This is a genomic window from Pseudomonas oryziphila, assembly GCF_003940825.1.
Classification (GTDB): domain Bacteria; phylum Pseudomonadota; class Gammaproteobacteria; order Pseudomonadales; family Pseudomonadaceae; genus Aquipseudomonas; species Aquipseudomonas sichuanensis.
The window spans coordinates 4,315,971-4,332,871 of sequence record NZ_CP034338.1 but is presented as its reverse complement, the minus strand read 5'-3'; the positions used below and the strand labels follow the sequence as shown (position 1 = coordinate 4,332,871).

The following is a 16,901-nucleotide window of genomic DNA, read 5'->3' as shown; positions in this document are numbered from 1 at the left end:
GTCACTCCACGAACAGGCAGGCAGGTTGTTCCAGCAGGCCGCGCACGGCCTGGATGAACAGTGCGGCATCCATGCCGTCGACCACGCGATGGTCGAACGAGCTGGACAGGTTCATCATCTTGCGCACGACGATCTGGCCATCGATCACCACCGGCCGTTCGACCATGCGGTTGACGCCGACGATCGCCACTTCCGGGGTGTTGACCACTGGCGTGCTGACGATGCCGCCCAGCGCGCCGAGGCTGGTCAGGGTAATGGTCGAGCCGGACAGTTCTTCACGGGTGGCTTTGTTGTTGCGTGCGGCATGGGCCACGCGGGCGATCTCGCTGGCATTGCTCCACAGGCTGCCGGCTTCGGCATGGCGCAGCACCGGTACCATCAGGCCGTTGTCGCCCTGGGTGGCGATGCCCACATGCACGGCGCCGTGGCGGGTGATGACTTGGGCCTCGTCGTCGTAGGTGGCGTTGATCTGCGGGAAGTCGCGAAGGGCGACGACCATGGCGCGCACCAGGAACGGCAGCAGGGTCAGCTTGCCACGGCTGTCGCCGTGCTTGGCGTTGAGTTGCTGGCGCAGGGCTTCGAGCGCAGTGACGTCGATTTCCTCGACGTAGCTGAAGTGGGCGACGCGACGCTTGGCGTCCTGCATGCGCTGGGCGATCTTGCGGCGCAGGCCGATCACCGGCACCTGTTCGCTGTCGGTGCGTTTGCCGTAACCGCCCGGTGCTTGCCCGCTGGTGCTCTGTGGCTTGCTGATGAAGGCGTCGAGGTCCTCATGCAGGATGCGCCCGGCAGGGCCGCTGCCATGCACGTAACGCAACTCGATACCGGCATCCAGCGCGCGTTTGCGCACGGCGGGCGAGGCCAGTGGTTTCTCGTGCGCTTCGCGCGGCACGATCGGTGCGGCGGTGTGGCTCGCTGCAAGCTGAGGCGCTGTTTCGACGCGGGGCTCGGGCTTGGCTTCGGCCTTCACTGGCGCGGCAGGCGCCTCCACCGGCTTGCTTTGTGGCGTATCGACATGGTTGCCGCTGCCTTCGACTTCGATGCGGATCAGCTCGCTGCCGACCGCCATCACTTCACCCGGCTGGCCGCCCAGGGCCAGCACCTTGCCGCTGACCGGCGAAGGGATTTCCACGGTGGCCTTGTCGGTCATGACATCGGCCACCACCTGGTCCTCGGCGATCATGTCGCCGACCTTGACGAACCACTCGACCAACTCGACCTGCGCGATGCCTTCACCGATATCCGGCATCTTGATGACGTGCGTGCCCATTCAGACCTCCATAACCCGTTTCAATGCCGCGCCTACCCGTGAAGGGCCAGGGAAGTAGGCCCATTCCTGTGCGTGGGGGTAGGGGGTGTCCCAACCGGTGACGCGCTCGATCGGCGCTTCGAGGTGATGGAAGCAGTGCTCCTGGACCAGCGATACCAGTTCGGCACCGAAGCCGCAGGTGCGGGTGGCTTCGTGCACGACCACGCAGCGGCCGGTCTTTTTCACCGACTCGACGATGGTCTCCAGGTCCAGCGGCCAGAGGCTGCGCAGGTCGATGACTTCGGCGTCGACGCCGGTTTCTTCAGCGGCCACTTGCGACACGTATACGGTGGTGCCGTAGGTCAGCACGGTGACGTCGTTGCCCGGGCGGGTGATCGCCGCCTTGTCCAGCGGCACGGTGTAATAGCCATCCGGTACGCTGCTGTGCGGGTGCTTGGCCCAAGGGGTAACCGGGCGGTCGTGGTGGCCGTCGAACGGGCCGTTGTACAGGCGCTTGGGCTCGAGGAAGATCACCGGGTCATCGCACTCGATCGAAGCGATCAGCAGGCCCTTGGCGTCATAGGGGTTGGACGGCATGACGGTGCGCAGGCCGCACACCTGGGTGAACATCGCTTCCGGGCTCTGGCTGTGGGTCTGACCGCCATAGATGCCGCCGCCGCAGGGCATGCGCAGGGTCAGCGGCGAAATGAACTCGCCGGCCGAGCGATAGCGCAGGCGCGCCATCTCCGAGACGATCTGGTCGGAGGCCGGGTAGAAGTAGTCGGCGAACTGGATCTCGACCACCGGGCGCAGGCCATAGGCGCCCATGCCCACGGCGGTGCCGACGATGCCGCTTTCGGAGATCGGCGCATCGAACACCCGCGACTTGCCGTACTTGGTCTGCAGGCCCTCGGTGCAGCGGAACACGCCGCCGAAGTAGCCAACGTCCTGGCCGTAGACCACCACGTTGTCGTCGCGCTCGAGCATGACATCCATGGCCGAGCGCAGGGCCTGGATCATGGTCATGGTGGTGGTGGACATGGCGTTTTCCAGGTCAATGCTGTTGTTGTGATCGTTCATCTCAGACCCCTAGTTCCTGGCGCTGACGGCGCAGGTGGTCGGGCATTTCCTTGTACACGTCCTCGAACATCGAGGCCGCGCTGGGGATATGGCCATTGCTCAGGGTGCCGAACTGCTCGGCGTCCTTCTGCGCCTTGATCACCTCGGCCTCCAGCTGTGCGCTGACCGCCTGGTGCTCTTCTTCGGACCAGTGCCCGGCCTTGATCAGGTGCTGCTTGAGGCGGGCGATCGGGTCGCCCAGCGGGAAGTGGCTCCAGTCGTCCGCAGGGCGGTACTTGGACGGGTCGTCCGACGTGGAGTGCGGGCCTGCGCGGTAGGTGACCCATTCGATCAGCGTTGGGCCCAGGCCGCGGCGGGCGCGTTCGGCGGCCCAGCGCGAGGCCGCGTAGACGGCGATGAAGTCGTTGCCATCGACCCGCAGCGAAGCGATGCCGCAACCGACGCCACGGCCGGCGAAGGTGGTCGACTCGCCACCGGCGATGGCCTGGAAGGTCGAGATCGCCCACTGGTTGTTGACCACGTTGAGGATGACCGGGGCGCGGTACACATGGGCGAAGGTCAGCGCGGTGTGGAAGTCGGACTCGGCGGTGGCGCCGTCGCCGATCCAGGCCGAGGCGATCTTGGTATCGCCCTTGATCGCCGAGGCCATGGCCCAGCCGACCGCCTGGACGAACTGGGTGGCGAGGTTGCCGCTGATGGTGAAGAAGCCGGCTTCGCGTACCGAGTACATGATCGGCAGCTGGCGGCCCTTGAGCGGGTCACGGGTGTTGGACAGCAATTGGCAGATCATCTCCACCAGCGACACGTCGCGGGCCATCAGGATGCTCTGCTGGCGGTAGGTGGGGAAGCACATGTCGGTGCGGTTCAGGGCCAGCGCCTGGCCGCTGCCGATGGCTTCCTCGCCCAGGCTCTGCATGTAGAAGGACATTTTCTTCTGGCGCTGGGCCACGACCATGCGGCTGTCGAAGATGCGCGTCTTGAGCATGGCGCGCATGCCTTGGCGCAGCACCTGCGCGTCGATGCCCTCGGCCCATGGGCCAACGGCGTCGCCGTGCTCGTTGAGCACGCGGACCAGGCTGCCGGAAAGGTCGGCAGTGTCGGCAGGTTCTACATCGATGGGCGGTTTACGGACTTGACCCGCGTCGTTCAGACGCAGGTAGGAGAAATCGGTCTGGCAGCCTGGCCGGCCTGTAGGCTCGGGCACATGCAGACGCAGGGGGGCGTACTCGTTCATGCTTTTTACGCTCGCTCGGCTGTTGTTTTTGTGAGCTTTGAAGCGGTCGCCGCTGAGTGCCGGCTTGTGACTGGCAGGTCAGCGTCTGTTACATCATAGGGGGACGGCAGGAGAATTTTTCTCTCATGTTCATTGCCTTTGTCCGACGGTGGAGATAAACATTCCGTACAAACACAAAAACCAGGTGAATTTGTCTCATGCGTAAACTGGATCGCACGGATATCGGCATTCTCAACAGCCTTCAGGAAAACGCGCGGATCACCAACGCCGAATTGGCGCGCTCGGTCAATCTGTCCCCCACCCCCTGTTTCAACCGGGTCAAGGCCATGGAAGAGCTGGGGGTGATCCGTCAGCAAGTCACCCTGTTGTCGCCCGAGGCGCTGGGGCTGGACGTCAACGTGTTCATCCACGTCAGCCTGGAGAAGCAGGTGGAGCAGTCGCTGCACCGTTTCGAAGAAGAGATCGCCGAGCGCCCCGAGGTGATGGAGTGCTACCTGATGACCGGCGACCCGGATTACCTGCTGCGGGTGCTGCTGCCCAGCATCCAGGCGCTGGAGCGTTTTCTCGATTACCTGACCCGCTTGCCGGGGGTGGCCAACATCCGCTCCAGCTTTGCCCTCAAGCAGGTGCGCTACAAGACTGCGCTGCCGTTGCCGGCCAATGGCATGACCTTGCGTGAACACTAGCGGCGCGCGCACTGCCCATCTGCTTGAAGTTTCCAACGGCCCAAGCCAATGTTGCGCCCGGCGCCATTCCCGGCACGCCCATACCCCAAGAAGGACAGCGTCATGACGACCGAAGGCCCGTACAACCAGGCAGAGCACCTGAAGGGTATCGACGAGATCGAGTGCGTTACCCCAGACTTCAACGGAGTGGCTCGCGGCAAGGTCATGACCGCCGAAGGCTTCCTCGAAGGCCGGCGCCTGCAGATGGCGCGCGGGGTGCTGCTGCAATGCATCATGGGTGGCTACCCGGCGGCGAAATACTATGGCAGCGACGACAGCGACCTGGCGCTGGTGGCCGACCCTGCGCAAATCCATCGCCTGCCCTGGAGTGACGAGCCTCGAGCGCTGGCCATCTGCGATGCGGTCGAACTCGACGGCACGCCGTCGCAGCTGTCGAGCCGCGGCCAGCTCAAGGCGGTGATTGCCCGTTACGCCGAGCATGGCCTGGCGCCGGTGGTGGCGACCGAGCTCGAATTCTTCGTGTTCGCCCCCAACAGCGACCCGCAGCAGCCGTTCCAGCCGCCGCTGGGCAAGGATGGCCGCCGGGAGATGGGCCATTCGGCATTCAGCGTCAGCTCCAACAACGGCCTGCGGCCGTTCTTCAGCGAGGTGTACCGGTGCATGGCGGCGCTGGGCCTGCCGCGCGACACCTTCATGCACGAGATGGGTGTCAGCCAGTTCGAGATCAACCTGTTGCATGGCGACCCGCTGCTGCTGGCCGATCAGACCTTCCTGTTCAAGCACCTGCTCAAGGAAGTGGCGCTGCGCCATGGCCTGACCGTGGTGTGCATGGCCAAGCCGCTGGCGCATACGCCCGGCAGTTCGATGCACATTCACCAGAGCCTGGTGGACATCGCCAATGGGCGAAACGTGTTCAGCGATGATCAGGGCAGGGCGACCGACACCTTCCATCATTTCATTGGTGGCCTGCAGGCCTGTCTGGCCGACTTCACCGCGCTGTTCGCGCCCAACGTCAATTCGTACCAGCGTTTGTGCCACCCCTACGCCTCGCCGAACAACGCCTGCTGGTCGCACGACAACCGCGCTGCGGGCCTGCGCATTCCGGCCAGCTCGCCAGTGGCGCGGCGGGTGGAAAATCGCTTGCCCGGCGCCGACGCCAACCCTTACCTGGCTATTGCCGCCAGCCTTGCCGCCGGCCTGCATGGCATCGAGCAGCAGATCGCCCCCACGCCCGCGATCCAGGGCGAATTCGAAGTGCCCGAGCACCTGAGCCTGCCCTGCACCCTGCATGCAGCGCTGCAACGCCTCAAGCACAGTGCGCTGGCCCATGAGCTGTTCGGCAACGAGTTCATCGAAGGCTATATCGCCACCAAGACCCTCGAACTGAGCGACTTCCTCGACGAGATCACGCCCTGGGAGCGGCGGGTGCTGGCGGCGCAGGCCTGAGCGCGACGCAAGCTGTAACGGGCCCGCCGTTGGCGATCTTTTTCGCCTGCGGGGGCCTGCGTCGCGGCGGATTTGCTTTTATGCTTGCCTGCAACCCACCGCCACCTGCGCCAGGAGCCCACGGGACGTATGCGAAATATCTGGAAGCCGTTTCAGTCGTTGTACTTCGCTGCCTTGATGATGCTGATCGGCTCGGGCCTGCTCAGTACCTACCTGGCCTTGCGCCTCGCCGCCGATCACGTCGACAGCCTGTGGATCGGCGCGCTGATGGCGGCCAACTATTTCGGCCTGGCGGTAGGCGGCAAGGTCGGCCACCGGCTGATTGGCCGGGTCGGGCATATTCGCGCCTATGCCACCTGTGCCGGTATCGTCTGTGCGGCGGTGCTCGGGCATGGCCTGACCAGCTGGCTACCGGCCTGGATCGGGCTGCGGATGATCGTCGGCCTGGGGATGATGTGTCAGTACATGGTCATCGAAAGTTGGCTCAACGAGCAGGCCGATGCCAAGCATCGAGGCGCGGTGTTCAGCGGCTACATGATCGCTTCTTATCTGGGGCTGGTGCTGGGCCAGCTGATTCTCGTGGTGCACCCGCAGTTGGGGCCGGAGCTGCTGATGCTGGTAGCCATGTGTTTTGCCCTGTGCCTGGTGCCAGTGGCCATGACCCGGCGCATCCACCCCGCACCCTTGCGCCCGGCACCGATGGAGCCGAAGTTCTTCATCAAACGGGTGCCGCAATCGCTCTCCACCGTGCTGGGCTCAGGGCTGATCGTTGGTTCGTTCTATGGCCTGGCACCGCTTTATGCCACCAGCCAGGGCATGTCCACCGAGCAGATCGGCCTGTTCATGGGTAGCTGCATCCTGGCCGGCCTGGTAGTGCAGTGGCCGCTGGGCTGGCTGTCCGACCGCTATGACCGCGCGGTGTTGATCCGCAGCGTGGCAATCGGCCTGGCGCTGGCCTCGGCGCCCCTGGCGATCCTGCCGGGTGTGCCGCTGGAGCTGTTGTTCGGTATCGGCTTCGTGATCTCGCTGCTGCAGTTCTGCCTGTATCCACTGGCCGTGGCGTTTTCCAACGACCATGTGGAAAGCGAACGGCGGGTATCGCTGACCGCCATGTTGCTGGTGACCTACGGGGTGGGTGCCTGTATCGGGCCGCTGGCGGCCGGGGTGCTGATGAAGCTGCTGGGCCCGCAGATGCTGTATGCGTTCTTCGTGTTCTTTGCGCTGGTGCTGGTCTGGCGTATCCGGCCCAAGGCGGTTACCGGGCTGCATCAGGTACAGGATGCGCCGCTAGGCCACGTGGCCATGCCGGCGGCTGGCTCGCCGTTGTCGGCGGCGCTCGATCCGCGGGTCGATGAGCAGACGGTGCAGGAGGTGATGCAGGCGCCGGTGGCTGCCGAGGATACCGAGGAAGAGGTGCTGGCGGCAGCGAATGCGGCCGGTGTCGAGGCCAACGTGCAGGTCGAACGACCCGTGTAGGGCGGGCGAAGGAGCCTGGCTCTGCACGTTGACTCGAGAGTTGTCGACGTCTGTGATTGTGCGTGCTCAGGTAACAGCCAGTCCTACACCCTCGCCGCTAGGTCGCGAATCTCGAATGGCCTATGAGAGTTTAATCTTACGAAGGTGAAACTTCAGGACTTCGCCTTCACGACCGTTCGCCTGTAGAAAAGGGAGGAAAGCTTGGCCCTTGACTACAAAATCGTCTATATCTTCTGCTAATTCGGTACGAATGGCTTGGTGCATTGTTTGTCCGACTCTGTGACCTTTGGCGTCACGCAGGTAGAATTCGACACCTTCAACTTTTTCGGCGGTGCCATCCCAATCCTGGAGTAATTCAATCTTCCAATAAGGTTGTGAGCGAAGCAGATTGGCAGGATTAAGTGCATGTAATATGCGCCCCACTGCATGGGTGGCATACATACCTAGCCAGCCGTTCTCGTTTTGTTCAAGCGTTGCTCCTATGTATTGCCAGGTATCTGCGGCATGGATCTGGTAGTGCAGGCGATTTTTTTTCTCTTCAAGGAAGGTGAACTCGAAGCGTAAAGGTATGCAGGTATTCTCTGTGCGCGTGCCTTTGGCGCAGAGCCAGCCATCATCTATCTCGAATCCAAAAACATCGCTGGTGGCGTTGTCGCAAACTATCTGGCCGTATTTACAGTGTAATTCGGCGGTGAATCGGGTACGCAGCATCGGATTCTCCTTTTGAACGGATCCCAATACGGGGTTCAGGAGTCGATAATGCTTTGAGTCTCAGGAGCGGGGAGCCTGGAAGAATTTCTGGGGTGCTCATGGTTTTTCACAAGCCAAGGCGTGCAGCTGGGCGTGTCAACAAAAACGCCACCCGAGGGGTGGCGTTGTCATGAGTCGAGGATGATTAGTAGTCGTCTTTGTCGAAGCGTCGTGCTTCGCGCTGCAACTGATACACGAAACTCTCGATCTTGCGCTGTGCCTGGCCGTTGAGGTTGTGGAAGCGTACGCCGGCGAAGGTGGTGTTGATGCGCTCTTCGAAGTGCAGGTGGCGCAGTTCGACCATGGTGTCGGCCAGGCCCAGGGGGGGGGCGGCCTTGAAGCGTTCGTACACCTGGCCCAGTTGCAGGCGCTCCTCGACGTTGCCTTCAAAGCGCAATTTGCAGCCGGTGGCAGAGATGTCCAGCAGCTTGCCGCGCAGTGCGCCGTTGCCTTTCAAGTGGGTGCCGTCGAGCACGATGTCGACCAGCTGCGACAGCTTGAGTGCAGCACGGAAGGCGCTGCGGCGCTGATGGTAAGTGACTTCGGCGGGCAGCGGGCCGCGGTAGCAGCGGTGGCCGTCGATCTCGGTGATGGTCAGTGGCGTGTCGCACTCCCAGGCGATGCGTACGCCGTCATGGAAGCCTTCGACGCGGAACGGTTCGCCGTTCTCGATGTACTTCTCGCCATCGCGGGGGATCATTTCATCCAGGGCCAGAACGCCGTTGTCGCGGTCGATGTGCACCACATAGCTCTGGAACCGCTGGCTGCGCTCATGGAAGCTGATGATCAGCGGGTCGTGGCTCTCCAGCAGCTGGCGCAGGTTGGCCGCGATTTCCAAAGGGGTAGTGAGCACCTTTGGTGGCTGGGGGGCATCGGTTTCATTGAACACGGGTTCTCAATCTCCAGGCAAAAACGACACACGCAAGTTACGGCATTTTGCCAGTATGCTCCGTGCCTTGAACAGGGAAAATCACACTTGGCTGAGCGCCCGGGGCTTGGCCATCGGCGAGGTGGTGCCACGGCTGTCGTACAGCGAAGGAGAATCGCCACCCATGAGGATGCTGACCTGGTTGGCCGTGGCACGCTGCTGTATCTGGATGACCTGGCCATTGGTCTCGTTGGCCGTCTGGCAGGCGTCCATCAATGCGCTGAGCGCATCGAGCCGTTGCAGCAGGGCCTCGCCATTGGGCGACTGTGCGGCCATGGCCTGCACACCTGCGCGATCGGCGCTGAGGCCGATGTCCTGGAGCAATTGGCTGCGTCGGCGACCCTGCTGCTCGAGCAAGATGATCAACGACTGCTTGCGGGCCAGAATCTGTTCCAGCAGCTGCATGTCGCGCCCATGCAGGGCGACCGTCTCGCTCTGGAGCAGGTCGAGCAATTCCTGCGTTGGCGCGATGTCGTTTTCGATCAGTTGCAGCAGAGTGATGTCGTGCATGGCTAACTCTTGGCGTGTTGCGTCCTTGAAGTCAGCGCACCTGGAGGTTAGCGCTGGGCTTCGAAATCAAGCAGTTTACTGGCGACACGGTCGGCGTCGACCTTGTAGCTGCCGTCCGCGATCGCTTGTTTCAACTCGGCCACGCGGGCGCTGTTGACGGTCGGCTGGTCGCGCAGGCTGTCGCTGATCTTCTGCAGCTGCTGGGCTTCTGGGCTGAAATGTACCGCTTCCCCGCTGGCATTGGCGCTGGGCGCTACGCTGCTGGCGTCGGTTTTGTCGACGTTGCCAGGCGCGGCATTGCCACGAACGCCACCCGTGCTGGGCGGAGAATTATTCACACGACTGAAGTCGATGACCATGATCAAAACCTCTGGGTATTTGTACGCATACCCTGTTTTCGGCCAGCCCGAAAAAAACTTTAGGCAGGAATGCAGTGCTGCCTGGCAGCACGCTTGCGCACCCGATTCCGACACAGTTTAGGGGGAGCGGTTCCCTGCCGCCAGCCTTCTGTCATGATCTGGCGGTGAATATTGCTACATGGCCACCTCTACCTGCCCAGGCCCTGTGACCCGCGCTTTCACCACGCGCTTGGAGTTCAGGTTGCGCACCCGGATCTGTTCCTGCAGGCCGCCTTTGCTCAGGGCTTCGCCTGGCATGCGCACGCTGAGGGTGCCGCTGCGCGCGACAATCACCACGTGATCGCCTTTGCGCACCACCTCCGCCTGTTCCAGGTGTTGCTGGGTCAGTACCTGGTCAACCACTGTGGGGCGCAGCAGCTTCATGCCCACTGCCTGGTCCATTTGCGTCAGGTAGCCAGGACCCAGCGTGCCGACATCGCGTTCGCGCAGGGCAATATCGCCTTCGCCGACCACGCTTTCGCGCTTGAGCGGCCGGGTCATCACCACCACATCGCGCAGCAGCCGTACCTGGGCGGGCACGAAGATCGTCCACGGAGCCGCGCTGTCGCAGCGCACCTTCACTGTGACCCGGCCCAGCGGGGTCGGGCTTTCCAGTGATGCGTCAAGTTGCTGGCTGCACAGCGGCATGCGCAGGCGCGGGTCGAGCCGGTTGACCTGGATCTCGTAGCGGCCACCGGTCTGGGTGGTCGCCAGATAATCTTCCACGGTGAATTCAAGAAACCCCTGGGTGACACCGATAAGCTGTTCAGGCAAGGTGAATGCCTGCGCCTGGGTGCGAACACTGGATGCCATGAGGCACAGGGCTGCCAGTGAACCGGTCAGCAGGCGCGTCAGTCGTCGGGAAAATGTCGTTTTCGTATACATGGCGCTCAAAAAAGCAAAGCCCGTGCCGATTCGGTATACAGGCAATCGTTGGAGGGGTCCGGCATGGCTGGAGTGATGGATTCGGTCAACCAGCGCACGCAGCTGGTGGGGCAGAATCGCCTGGAGCTGTTGTTGTTTCGCCTCAATGGCGACCAGCTCTACGGCATCAATGTGTTCAAGGTCCGGGAGGTGCTGCAGTGCCCGGAACTGACAGTGCTGCCCAAGTCTCATCCGGTGGTGCGTGGGGTGGCCAACATTCGCGGGGCGACCATCCCGATCCTGGACCTGTCGATGGCAACGGGGTTGCCGGGGCTGAAGGAAGACACGCGTAACAGCTTTGTGATCATCACCGAGTACAACACCAAGACCCAGGGTTTTTTGGTGCACTCGGTCGAGCGCATCGTCAACATGAACTGGGAAGAGATCCATCCGCCACCCAAGGGGACCGGGCGCGATCACTACCTGACCGCGGTCACCCGGGTCGATAACCGCATGGTCGAGATCATCGATGTGGAAAAGGTGCTGGCGGAAGTGGCGCCGTCGTCCGAGTCTGTGTCCGAGGGTGTGATCGATGCCGAGGTGCAGGACAAGGCCGTGCTGCTGCGGGTGCTGACCGTCGATGATTCGTCGGTGGCGCGCAAGCAGGTCAGCCGCTGTCTGCAGACTGTCGGGGTCGAGGTGGTGGCGCTCAACGATGGTCGCCAGGCGCTGGATTACCTGCGCAAGCTGGTTGATGAAGGTAAACGGCCGGAGGAGGAATTCCTCATGATGATCTCGGATATCGAGATGCCGGAAATGGACGGCTACACCCTGACGGCCGAGATCCGCAGCGACCCGCGCATGCAAAAGCTGCACATCGTCCTGCATACTTCGCTGTCCGGGGTCTTCAACCAGGCCATGGTCAAAAAGGTCGGGGCCGATGATTTCCTGGCCAAGTTCAGGCCGGACGACCTTGCCCAGCGGGTAGTCGACCGGATCAAGGCAACGCATTGAAACGGCCGGGGCCAGTCCCCGGCGCTAGCGATTTAGAAAGAGGCGGCACCATTGTCTACGGGTAATTTGGATTTCGAACAGTTCCGGGTCTTCCTGGAGAAAGCCTGTGGCATCCTGCTGGGCGAGAATAAGCAGTACCTGGTCTCCAGCCGTCTCAACAAGCTGATGGAGCAGCAGGGCATCAAGTCGTTGGGTGAGCTGGTGCAGCGTATCCAGGCACAGCCGCGGGGTGGTTTGCGCGAGCAGGTGGTCGATGCCATGACCACCAACGAAACCCTGTGGTTTCGTGATACCTACCCCTTCGAGGTGCTCAAGAACAAGGTCATCCCCGAGTTCATCAAGGGCAACCCGGGCCAGCGCCTGCGCATCTGGTCGGCGGCCTGCTCGTCGGGGCAGGAGCCTTACTCCATTTCCATGGCCATCGACGAATTCGAGCGCGGCAACCTTGGCCAGTTGAAGATGGGCGCGCAGATCGTTGCCACTGACCTGTCCGGCTCGATGCTCAATAACTGCAAGACCGGCGAATACGACAGCCTGGCCATTGCCCGCGGCCTGTCGCAGGAGCGCCTGCAGCGTTACTTCGACCCCAAGGGTCCGGGGCGCTGGGCGGTCAAGGCGCCGATCCGCAGCCGCGTCGAGTTCCGCTCGTACAACCTGCTGGACAGCTATGCGCCCTTGGGCAAGTTCGACATCGTGTTCTGCCGCAACGTGCTGATCTACTTCTCGGCCCAGGTCAAGAAGGACATCCTGCTGCGTATCCATGGCACGCTGAAGCCCGGTGGCTATCTGTTCCTTGGTGCCTCCGAGGCGCTCAACGGTTTGCCGGACCACTATCAGATGGTCCAGTGCAGCCCGGGCATCATCTATCAGGCCAAGTAACGCCTGAGGCTGCAAGCGAAGGCCGGTGTCGTGAGACGCCGGCCTTTTTCATGGGCGCTACAAATGACGTCAATTTTTTGGTTTGCCGCTTTTGCCGGGTGGCAATTGCCGCTTGCCTGCTGCGCGGCGGAAGCGATTTGCCGCTTTTCTGGCAATGGCGGCAGGTCGAAAAGCCCTGGGGCCCAGTGAATGCGGGGCTTTGCAAAGCTGGCACAGGCCTTGCTAAAGCTTAGCCAACGAAATTCTGGTCACCTATGAAGGTTTCCCTGATATGAGCATCAGCTTCGACAAGGCGCTTGGCATACACGAAAAGGCATTGGGCTTCCGCGCCCAGCGTGCCGAAGTGCTGGCCAACAACATCGCCAACGCCGATACGCCGAACTACAAGGCGCGTGACATGGACTTCTCGTCCGTGCTCGCCGCCGAGGCCGACAAGCAGCAGAAGGGGCGCATCGCCCTGGACCGCACCAACAATCGGCATATCGAGGCCGAAGGGTTGGCAATGGCCGACGACACCCTGCAGTACCGTACCCCGATGCAGCCGTCGATCGACCAGAACACCGTCGATGCCCAGATCGAACAATCGAACTACACAGAGAACGCGATCGGCTTCCAGGCCAGCTTCACGTTGCTCAACAGTAAATTCAAAGGGCTGGTTTCGGCCCTGCGCGGAGAGTGATCATGTCCCTTGCCAGTGTTTTCAATATCGCCGGTAGCGGCATGAGCGCGCAGAACACGCGCCTGAACACCGTTGCCTCGAACATCGCCAACGCCGAGACCGTCTCCTCGAGCATCGACCAGACCTACCGTGCGCGCCACCCGGTGTTCGCCACCACCTTCCAGAACGCGCAGGCCGGCACCAGCCAGTCGCTGTTCGAAGACCAGGGCGAGGCCGGGCAGGGCGTGCAGGTCAAGGGCATCATCGAGGACCAGAGTAACCTCGAGGCGCGCTACGAACCGAACCATCCGGCGGCCAACAAGGACGGCTACGTCTACTACCCGAATGTGAATGTGGTTGAGGAGATGGCCGACATGATCTCCGCCAGTCGTGCGTTCCAGACCAACGCCGAGCTGATGAACACCGCCAAGAACATGATGCAGAAGGTGCTGACCCTGGGTCAGTAAGCACGGAGCCGCCATGACCACAACCAATACCAGTAACGAAGTCGGTAGTTCCTACCTGAAATCGTTGCAGAAGCCCGACAGCAAGAACAGCAGCACCACCGGTCAGGCCGGCAGTGCGCTGGGCAAGGATGCGTTCCTGCAGCTGCTGGTCACGCAGATGAAAAACCAGAACCCGCTCGATCCGCAGGAGAACGGTGAGTTCGTCGCGCAGTTGGCGCAGTTCAGCAGCCTGGAAGGTATCCAGTCGCTGAACGATTCGGTCAACGGGATCCTGACCGGCATTGGCTCGTCTCAGGCGCTGCAGGCCACCTCGCTGGTCGGTCGCTCGGTGATCGTGCAGACCGACAAGGCCGTGGTGGACACCACCGCCAGCTTCAATGGCCAGGTCGTGGTGCCGCAGAGCATCAGCGATGGCAAGGTCAGCATCAAGGACAAGGACGGTAACGTCGTCAAGACCATCCAGCTGGGTTCGCAAAAAGCCGGTACCGCCGACTTCATCTGGGATGGCACCAATGAGAAGGGCGAGAAAGTCGCCCCGGGCACTTACACCTTCACGGCTGAGACCACGGTCGAGGGCAAGGCCAAGACGCTGTCCACCTTGCTCCCGGCAAGGGTCAACAGTGTCAGCTTCCAGAACGGCAGCGAGATGATGCTGGACCTGGCCGGCATCGGCAAGATCGGCATCTCCAAAGTCACCAGCATCGGAATCTAACGCCGCAGAATCGGCACAAGGAGCGAGTCAATGTCTTTCAATATCGGCCTTAGCGGTCTCTACGCGGCGAACAAGGCTCTGAACGTTACCGGCAACAACATTGCCAACGTCGCCACCACCGGTTTCAAATCGTCGCGCGCCGAGTTCGCCGACCAGTATTCGCAGTCCATCCGCGGTACCTCCGGCGGCAGGACCCAGGTCGGCAGCGGCGTGAAGACCATGGCCGTTTCGCAGATGTTCAACCCGGGCAACATCAATGGCACCGGTCAGGCGCTGGACATGGCCATCGACGGCAACGGCTTCTTCGCCCTGAGCGACAACGGTTCGCGCATCTATACCCGTGCCGGCGCGTTCTACAGCGACAAGGACGGCTACGTCGTCAACTCCAGTGGTGCCAACCTGCAGGGCTATGCGGTGGACGCCAACGGCAAGGTCGTCAAGGGTGTGCTGACCGATCTGAAAATCGACACTTCGAACCTGAAACCCAACCCGACCGGTCGTGTCTCCGAAACCGTCAACCTCAACTCCAGCGCCATCGCGCCGAGCGTGGCGCCGTTCGACCCGGCCAACGTCAACAGCTACAACTACACCTTCAACACCGATGTCTATGACAGCCAGGGCAACGCGCACCAGCTCAACCAGTACTTCGTCAAGGATGCCGGCACCAACTCCTGGACCATGTACACCACCATCGACGGTCGTAACCCGGCCGACCCGACCTTGACCACGCCGCTGGTCAACAAGCTGCCGTTCAATACCGACGGCACCTTGAATACCGGAGCTATGGCGGCAGGTCCGGTAGTCGGCGGCCTGACCATTGGTGCCGACAAGACCTTCCAGCTCACCGGTTGGGTGCCGGCGGAGAAGACTGCGGCGGGCGCCTGGGTTGCCAACGGCGCCACCGCGCGCCCGGGTGGCGTCACCCTCGATATGCTGGCTACCACCCAGTACAACTCGGCGTCGGCCACCACCGCCAAGAGCCAGGACGGCTATGCCACCGGTGAGCTCGCCGGCCTGACCGTCGACCAGAGCGGCAACCTGTTTGCCAACTTCACCAACGGCCAGGACAAGGTCATCGGCCAGGTGGCGATCGCCAACTTCGCCAACCTGCAAGGCCTGACTCCGGTGGGCGGTACGGCCTGGAAAGAGTCCTACGCTTCGGGCGTGCCGATCATCGGCGAGCCGGATACCGGCACCCTGGGCCGCATTGCCGGCAGCTCCCTGGAAGACTCCAACGTCGACCTGACCGGCGAGCTGGTCAACCTGATCAAGGCGCAGAGCAACTACCAGGCCAACGCCAAGACCATTTCCACTGAAAGCACCATCATGCAGACCATCATCCAGATGACCTGATGATCGTGGTTGGGCAAAGCCCCTGCTTGCAGGGGCTTTTTCACATCTGGCGGAGGGTGATGCCATGAGGACAGTGTCGAGGATTGTTGGGGTGCTGCTGGCGCTGCTGGTTGCGTCCTCGCTGCAGGCCGCGCCGGCGCCCTGGTACCAGTGGCAAAGCCTGGCGACCGGGCGCTACCTGTGTTCGGCAACCAACCCGGGCGATGGCTGGAAGCTGCACTCGGGGCCCTACAACAATGGGGCATGCCGTAATGACTGATTCGGCGCTTGCCGCCAGCGGCAAACATTCGCCGACAAACTGACGCTCAGCAGGCCTGAGCGGCCTTGAAAGCCCCGTATTGAAAGGCTTTGTCAGTGTGGTTCGATAATTGCTTAAGCCTTGCCAACGACAGCGCGGCAAGGTTCGCGCAGAGGAGATGCTGTGGACAAGATGCTTTATGTGGCCATGACCGGTGCCAGTCAGAACGCGCTGGCGCAGAAGGCCCATGCCAACAACCTGGCGAACGTTTCCACCAATGGTTTCCAGCGTGATCTGGAGCAGGCGCGTTCCATGCCGGTGTTCGGTGACAGCTTTCCGGCGCGAGCCTTCGCCATGAGCGAGCGCCCGGCCACCGACTTCAGCGGTGGTGCCCTGGTCGAGACCGGGCGTGACCTGGACGTGGCGGTCAGTGGCCAGGGTTTCATTGCCGTGCAGGCGCCCGATGGCAGCGAAGCCTATGTGCGTACCGGCAGCCTGAACATTGACGCCCTCGGTATCCTGCGTGCCGGCAATGGTATGCCGGTGATCGGCAACGGCGGCCCGATCGCGGTCCCGCCCGAGCAGAAGGTCGAAGTCGGTGATGACGGCACCATCAGCATTCGCGCCATGGGTGAAGACCCGCGGGCGCTGGCGCAGGTCGACCGGATCAAGCTGGTCAACCCGGACATCAAGGGCCTGACCAAGGGGCTCGACGGCATGATCCACACGGCCAACGGCCAGCCCGCCAATGCCGACGTCAACGTTCGCGTGGTTTCGGGGTTCCTTGAGTCGAGCAACGTCAATGCGGTCGAGGAAATGACCTCGGTGCTGGCGCTGTCCCGGCAGTTCGAACTGCACGTCAAGATGATGAACGCGGCCAAGGAAGGCGACGAAGCCATGGCTCGGGTTTTGCAAATCGGCTAATCACATTTGAACGGGTGCCGTAAAACAGGCGCACG

The 16,901-nt window shown here is 62.3% G+C and carries 19 protein-coding genes; 11 read left to right on the top strand and 8 right to left on the bottom strand.

From position 1 onward, the window contains the following. Window position 1: 1 nt before the first annotated feature. The 3 genes from EJA05_RS20245 to EJA05_RS20235 are packed head-to-tail and all read right to left on the bottom strand — an operon-like array spanning window position 2 to window position 3,563. Window positions 2-1,270, bottom strand: a complete 1,269-nt coding sequence (locus EJA05_RS20245; protein ID WP_125859544.1) for a dihydrolipoamide acetyltransferase family protein — start codon at window positions 1,268-1,270, stop codon at window positions 2-4. Then, entirely contained in the window at window positions 1,271-2,329 is a 1,059-nt protein-coding gene (locus EJA05_RS20240; protein WP_110991900.1) for an alpha-ketoacid dehydrogenase subunit beta, read from the bottom strand. It abuts the gene before it with no gap. A 1-nt stretch (window position 2,330) separates the two neighbouring features. Further along, window positions 2,331-3,563, bottom strand: coding sequence for a 3-methyl-2-oxobutanoate dehydrogenase (2-methylpropanoyl-transferring) subunit alpha (locus EJA05_RS20235; RefSeq protein ID WP_125465001.1), 1,233 nt, complete (start codon window positions 3,561-3,563; stop codon window positions 2,331-2,333). Between the two features lie 197 nt (window positions 3,564-3,760). Here EJA05_RS20235 and bkdR point away from each other — a divergent pair, with 197 nt between their 5' ends. The 3 genes from bkdR (at window position 3,761) to EJA05_RS20220 (ending at window position 7,171) form a co-directional block, all read left to right on the top strand. Continuing rightward, the gene (gene bkdR / locus EJA05_RS20230; protein ID WP_125465000.1) at window positions 3,761-4,249 is read left to right on the top strand and encodes a Bkd operon transcriptional regulator BkdR; all 489 of its coding nucleotides are present in this window, start codon (window positions 3,761-3,763) and stop codon (window positions 4,247-4,249) included. A 204-nt stretch (window positions 4,250-4,453) separates the two neighbouring features. Next, window positions 4,454-5,695 carry a glutamine synthetase family protein gene (locus EJA05_RS20225; protein WP_190306092.1) on the top strand — a complete coding sequence of 414 codons (1,242 nt, stop codon included), beginning with the start codon at window positions 4,454-4,456 and terminating at the stop codon, window positions 5,693-5,695. Window positions 5,696-5,824: 129 nt separating this feature from the next. Beyond that, window positions 5,825-7,171 (top strand): MFS transporter, encoded by a 1,347-nt coding sequence (locus EJA05_RS20220; RefSeq protein WP_223811860.1) that lies wholly within the window; start codon window positions 5,825-5,827, stop codon window positions 7,169-7,171. A 120-nt stretch (window positions 7,172-7,291) separates the two neighbouring features. On the opposite strand, the gene EJA05_RS20215 is transcribed toward EJA05_RS20220, so the two are convergent. From EJA05_RS20215 to flgA, 5 genes are all read right to left on the bottom strand, one after another. Then, window positions 7,292-7,882, bottom strand: a complete 591-nt coding sequence (locus EJA05_RS20215; RefSeq protein ID WP_125859542.1) for a hypothetical protein — start codon at window positions 7,880-7,882, stop codon at window positions 7,292-7,294. Between the two features lie 184 nt (window positions 7,883-8,066). Then, window positions 8,067-8,810, bottom strand: coding sequence for a flagellar brake protein (locus tag EJA05_RS20210; protein ID WP_125859541.1), 744 nt, complete (start codon window positions 8,808-8,810; stop codon window positions 8,067-8,069). Window positions 8,811-8,891: 81 nt separating this feature from the next. Further along, window positions 8,892-9,359 carry a flagella synthesis protein FlgN gene (locus EJA05_RS20205; RefSeq protein WP_125859540.1) on the bottom strand — a complete coding sequence of 156 codons (468 nt, stop codon included), beginning with the start codon at window positions 9,357-9,359 and terminating at the stop codon, window positions 8,892-8,894. A gap of 47 nt (window positions 9,360-9,406) precedes the next feature. Further along, on the bottom strand, window positions 9,407-9,718 hold the full coding sequence (gene flgM, locus EJA05_RS20200; protein WP_110991894.1) for a flagellar biosynthesis anti-sigma factor FlgM: 312 nt from the start codon (window positions 9,716-9,718) through the stop codon (window positions 9,407-9,409). Window positions 9,719-9,892: 174 nt separating this feature from the next. Further along, window positions 9,893-10,642 carry a flagellar basal body P-ring formation chaperone FlgA gene (gene flgA, locus EJA05_RS20195; protein WP_125464995.1) on the bottom strand — a complete coding sequence of 250 codons (750 nt, stop codon included), beginning with the start codon at window positions 10,640-10,642 and terminating at the stop codon, window positions 9,893-9,895. 63 nt (window positions 10,643-10,705) lie between these two features. On the opposite strand from flgA, the gene EJA05_RS20190 reads away from it, so the two are divergent. The 8 genes from EJA05_RS20190 (at window position 10,706) to EJA05_RS20155 (ending at window position 16,866) form a co-directional block, all read left to right on the top strand. Next, window positions 10,706-11,635 (top strand): chemotaxis protein CheV, encoded by a 930-nt coding sequence (locus EJA05_RS20190; protein WP_125464994.1) that lies wholly within the window; start codon window positions 10,706-10,708, stop codon window positions 11,633-11,635. Window positions 11,636-11,686: 51 nt separating this feature from the next. Further along, window positions 11,687-12,514, top strand: coding sequence for a protein-glutamate O-methyltransferase CheR (gene cheR, locus EJA05_RS20185; protein ID WP_125464993.1), 828 nt, complete (start codon window positions 11,687-11,689; stop codon window positions 12,512-12,514). Between the two features lie 271 nt (window positions 12,515-12,785). Next, complete coding sequence (flgB, locus tag EJA05_RS20180; protein WP_125464992.1) at window positions 12,786-13,193, top strand: flagellar basal body rod protein FlgB; 408 nt, start codon at window positions 12,786-12,788, stop codon at window positions 13,191-13,193. Between the two features lie 2 nt (window positions 13,194-13,195). Beyond that, window positions 13,196-13,639, top strand: coding sequence for a flagellar basal body rod protein FlgC (gene flgC / locus EJA05_RS20175; RefSeq protein ID WP_110991889.1), 444 nt, complete (start codon window positions 13,196-13,198; stop codon window positions 13,637-13,639). Between the two features lie 13 nt (window positions 13,640-13,652). After that, the gene (flgD, locus tag EJA05_RS20170) at window positions 13,653-14,351 is read left to right on the top strand and encodes a flagellar hook assembly protein FlgD (protein ID WP_125859539.1); all 699 of its coding nucleotides are present in this window, start codon (window positions 13,653-13,655) and stop codon (window positions 14,349-14,351) included. Between the two features lie 30 nt (window positions 14,352-14,381). After that, window positions 14,382-15,704 (top strand): flagellar hook protein FlgE, encoded by a 1,323-nt coding sequence (gene flgE / locus EJA05_RS20165; protein ID WP_125859538.1) that lies wholly within the window; start codon window positions 14,382-14,384, stop codon window positions 15,702-15,704. Between the two features lie 73 nt (window positions 15,705-15,777). Then, on the top strand, window positions 15,778-15,963 hold the full coding sequence (locus EJA05_RS20160; protein ID WP_125464989.1) for a hypothetical protein: 186 nt from the start codon (window positions 15,778-15,780) through the stop codon (window positions 15,961-15,963). A gap of 162 nt (window positions 15,964-16,125) precedes the next feature. Next, window positions 16,126-16,866 carry a flagellar basal body rod protein FlgF gene (locus EJA05_RS20155; protein ID WP_125464988.1) on the top strand — a complete coding sequence of 247 codons (741 nt, stop codon included), beginning with the start codon at window positions 16,126-16,128 and terminating at the stop codon, window positions 16,864-16,866. The last annotated feature ends 35 nt before the right edge of the window (window positions 16,867-16,901 follow it).